5 protein-coding genes are annotated in these 4224 nt (G+C 29.5%); all 5 read left to right on the plus strand.

Annotation, left to right across the window (positions count from 1 at the left end; translation table 11 throughout):
• Positions 1-47: 47 nt before the first annotated feature.
• The 5 genes from DAD81_RS20550 (at position 48) to DAD81_RS20570 (ending at position 3995) form a co-directional block, all read left to right on the plus strand.
• Complete coding sequence (locus DAD81_RS20550; protein WP_111710351.1) at positions 48-437, plus strand: helix-turn-helix domain-containing protein; 390 nt, start codon at positions 48-50, stop codon at positions 435-437.
• A gap of 14 nt (positions 438-451) precedes the next feature.
• The gene (locus tag DAD81_RS20555) at positions 452-1300 is read left to right on the plus strand and encodes an IS3 family transposase (RefSeq protein ID WP_245949387.1); all 849 of its coding nucleotides are present in this window, start codon (positions 452-454) and stop codon (positions 1298-1300) included.
• A 132-nt stretch (positions 1301-1432) separates the two neighbouring features.
• The gene (locus tag DAD81_RS20560; protein ID WP_111710355.1) at positions 1433-2149 is read left to right on the plus strand and encodes a DUF6090 family protein; all 717 of its coding nucleotides are present in this window, start codon (positions 1433-1435) and stop codon (positions 2147-2149) included.
• A 162-nt stretch (positions 2150-2311) separates the two neighbouring features.
• Complete coding sequence (locus DAD81_RS20565; RefSeq protein WP_111710357.1) at positions 2312-3091, plus strand: hypothetical protein; 780 nt, start codon at positions 2312-2314, stop codon at positions 3089-3091.
• 232 nt (positions 3092-3323) lie between these two features.
• The gene (locus DAD81_RS20570; RefSeq protein WP_111710359.1) at positions 3324-3995 is read left to right on the plus strand and encodes a hypothetical protein; all 672 of its coding nucleotides are present in this window, start codon (positions 3324-3326) and stop codon (positions 3993-3995) included.
• Positions 3996-4224: the final 229 nt, after the last annotated feature.

Here is a 4224-nt window from a genome sequence, read left to right on the forward strand (position 1 = left end):
TCCTGAAATAGGTTGACTAAAAATTAGACAACTTATTACAAATAAAGATGAAAGAACAAAAACAACCCAGCCGAAAAAAAACGTATAAAAAAGTAGGTTTCGATTTAAAATTACTCATCATTGATCAAATTCAAAATGGTAGAATATCGATCAATTATGCTGCTAAAAAATACAATATTTCTAAATCGTCTATTGACTATTGGTTAAAAAAATATAGTACTTTAGATCAAAAGAAATTAGGGATGAGTAAACAAGATGAAATCAAGAAATTGAAACAAAGAATTGAAGAACTAGAGTTTGTAAAAGATTTCCAACAGGACATAATTGCTGATATGGAACTTATTACTGGAATGGATTTAGCAAAAAAGTCATTGCCCAAAACATTAGCCGACGAGATTCAAAAAAAGAAACAGAACCGTTTAAAAGAAAATGGTTAATCGAGTGTTTTGGGATTAGCAAACAAGCCTTCTATAAGCGCTTAAAATCTCAGCAAACTAAAGTAATTCAAGAACAAATCCTTATCCAATTGGTACAAGATTATCGTAAACTAGTTGGACAAAAGTCTGGTGGAATTAAGCTACATAAAGAACTCAAACCTCAAATGAAAATCCTTAATATTAAAATAGGTCGTGACAAGTTCTATCGGTTCTTAAGAAATCATAACCTACTCATTCCCAAACCTAGAAACTATCATACAACAACCAATTCTAATCATTTATATCATAAATACAAAAACTTAGTAAAAGACAAAGTACCAACAAGACCTGAACAGCTTTGGGTAAGCGATATTACCTACATTAAAACTCAAAATGGACACAATTACCTTGCATTAGTGACAGACGCTTATTCTAAGCAAATTATGGGCTACAAACTTGATAACCATATGAAGACATCATTGTGTGTAGATGCACTTAAAATGGCTATTAAAAATCGTAAATACCCTAATGAAAAGATCATACATCACTCAGACAGAGGTTTTCAATATTGCAATCCTAAATATACTGAGTTTGCTGAACAAAACGGAATAACAATGAGTATGACCGAACAATACGACCCGTATGAAAATGCTGTTGCTGAAAGAGTTAACAGAACGTTGAAATATGAATACGCTTTAAAACAAACCATTAAAAACACAGCGTTAGCTCAAAAAATGGTCAAAAATGCGGTATATATTTATAATCATTTAAGAACACATTTTAGCCTGGATTTAAGAAAACCTTTTGAAGTTCATAACAATCCTAACATCAAATATAAATCGTATCGAAAAAATAAAGTAAATTTACTCGAACTTAAGATTTAAGACCAAACCTTAAGTTCAATCATTTTTTTGCCACTCAAAGGCTAAAAAAAATTGTTTAACTGGATAAATATGAAACGAATTAACCATTAAAAAAGGTCAACCTATTTCAGTATAATACAAAACCGCTAACCAATGATAAAATTCTTTAGGAAAATTAGGCAAAAATTACTTTCTGAAAATAAATTTGGAAAATATCTGACTTACGCAATCGGAGAAATTGTGCTTGTCGTTATTGGAATTTTAATTGCATTACAAATTAACAACTGGAATGAAAATAGAAAGCAACAAGCTGAAATTACTGATATTTATAAGCAGATTGTTCTTGACTTAGATAATGACATTGACGAGTTTTCAAGCGTTATCAAATTTTACGACTCTATAAAACCCGTTTACAATACTGTCATTTCAGATACTAGAACTATAGATTTATTAGACAATGGATTATCTCGATTAATGGCTGGAGGTCCAATAACTAATATGAATAAAGGCGGTGTTGAACGCTTAAAATTAATTGCTTCTAAAGATAGTCTATCATTGCATTTGATTGACTTATATGATGCTGGAACATTTCTTAACACTTATGAGAAAAATATTTCTGATGAATGTTTGCTAGTTGTAAATTCATTTAGAGATAACCACAGTTGGTATCCTGAGTGGATAAGTAAAACCATAACAAAAGATAATAGTAGCAAGGAGCTACAAGATTATTTTGTAAATAGTCAAGAATATAGACGCTATGTAATTAGTAGTTATCAGAAATTATATAATTCTTATATTCCAAATTTGGAATTCGGAATAGTTGAATTTAAAAATATAAAGAAATCAATTAAAGAACGAATAGGTAAATAACGAAAGCACAACAACGTGTATAATTAATTGCTAGGTCACTGCCGACTTACGAACATTCCTGCGGAATATTCTATCTGTGATTTATTTGCTAAATTAGGTGCTTAACCACGCAACTAACCATACACAACAACGTTGTAAAACATTTAGCCAAATCAACAAACAATGAGAAAAATTTTAAGTTTAGTAATATTAATTAGCTTTTTTTCGTGCAAAAATTCGGAAAAAGAAAATAATCTGAATCAAAAAGAAACTGAATTAACTCAGAAAGAAAATAACATCGAATCGAAAACAAAAGAGCTCGAAGTTAAAGAACAGATACTAAAACTTAATTCAGAAGTTAAGAATAACATTATTCATTGTGAAAATAAAAAGTTTACTATTAAAATTGATAACCTTAAAAATGGAGATTTAAGATATATTTCTTGGAATAAACCAAAAACAATTTCTGACGAACCAAATTTAATCTTGTACGACGGAAAAGTTGAACGACAAGGATCAGGTGGTGGTTTTCATTACGTTTTTAAAAGCGGAGATTGGAATTATGTTATAGAAAATAATTTTATGGGAGAAACTGCCGAGTCAATGGGAATATTTCTAAAATTACTTAATAATGGAAAACAAAAGCTTTATTCTAAAATGACTGATTTGACAACCGAAAAAGATTATGACTTAAAATCTTACTCAAAAAGTAATTTAATCGGAAATTGGTGGACACCAAATTATGCTGTGAGAAAAATACAGTTTAATGAAAACGGAACTTTTCTTTTTGAGAATGGAGATGGAAAGAGTTTCAAAGGAAAATTTGAAATGTATAATAGTTCTGTAAGTTTAAATTTTAATAATGGACTTGACAAAATACTAAAAATTGGTGGTGGATATGATAACACAAGTTTGACTTTAACTGGTGGTGGAGAAAATTTTGTGAAAGAATGGAGCGAATAAAAACGTTTTACAACAACGTATAAAAATAATAGGGCAATTGTAGCAAAACCGCATGGTTCGGGCGCATTTGTGAGGTCGCCAAATTTTTAAATTTGGCTTATTGACAAAAAAAGATAATAAGAAAAATTTAAAAATTCGGCTTGTGTTTCATCCGAATAGTTAGCGACTGTTTTCAGCCCTACTATTCTTATACCAGACCGTTGGCAAACATTAAATACTGAAATCAAAAATTATGAAAAAAATAATATTTTTAGCTTTAAGCATTTTACTTTTAAATTGTTCTTCAGATAATACAGATGAGAGAACTAATAGTTTACCTACATTAACTACAAATAGTATAACTAATACAACAACTTCAAAAATAATAAGTGGAGGAAATATTTCAAATGATGGAGGATTAGAGATTATAAGTCGCGGAATTTGTTGGGACTTAAATGAAGAACCTACAATTGACGACAATATTCTTACCAATGGAACAGGGATAGGAGAATATTCTATTGAAGTTCAAGAATTAAATAGTAATACAGAATATTATATACGAGCCTTTGCGACAAATAGTTTGGGAACTTCTTACGGTAATGAATTAAGATTCACAACTCTAAAAGATATTACTTATGAGGTTCTATTTTTTGAATTTACACCAGACACAGGGAATAATACATCCAGATTAAAGTATGATATTAAATTTATAAATCCAAATGATATTTCAATAAGAGGGTTTCATAAAATTACAACTAATGCAGATGGATTAATAAGCTCTAATATTGCAACAAGTTCATCACCTTGTTATGAAATTAATGCAAACTCTAGTTGTACAATAAGTTTTGATGAAGAAGACTCTTTTGATATAGGAATGGTAAATTCTATTGAATTAGTGTCTGTAGAATATAATTTAGAAAATTAATGATAAATTTAAATTGAAAGAACCTAAAAATAAATAACGATTTGCCAACACCGTATAAAATTAATTGCTGGTTTTAGCCAATTTACGAAAGTCCTCGCGGACTTTGAACTGCCCCCAAAAAGTTAGACACTATTTGAGAGTATATTTATGGGTAGAAAAGTCAAGTATAGTTACGATTTTAAACTTCGTTGCGTAAAAGAAGTATTGAAAAATCACAAAACAGTAGATG

It is taken from the genome of Lutibacter citreus, from assembly GCF_003260195.1.
Taxonomy (GTDB): Bacteria; Bacteroidota; Bacteroidia; order Flavobacteriales; family Flavobacteriaceae; genus Lutibacter; species Lutibacter citreus.

Bases quoted from the DNA above. Each gene is read 5' to 3' on its own strand.
- DAD81_RS20550 (WP_111710351.1), top strand. From the start codon at position 48: ATGAAAGAACAAAAACAACCCAGCCGAAAAAAAACGTATAAAAAAGTA.
- DAD81_RS20560 (WP_111710355.1), top strand. From the start codon at position 1,433: ATGATAAAATTCTTTAGGAAAATTAGGCAAAAATTACTTTCTGAAAAT.
- DAD81_RS20570 (WP_111710359.1), top strand. From the start codon at position 3,324: ATGAAAAAAATAATATTTTTAGCTTTAAGCATTTTACTTTTAAATTGT.
- DAD81_RS20565 (WP_111710357.1), top strand. From the start codon at position 2,312: ATGAGAAAAATTTTAAGTTTAGTAATATTAATTAGCTTTTTTTCGTGC.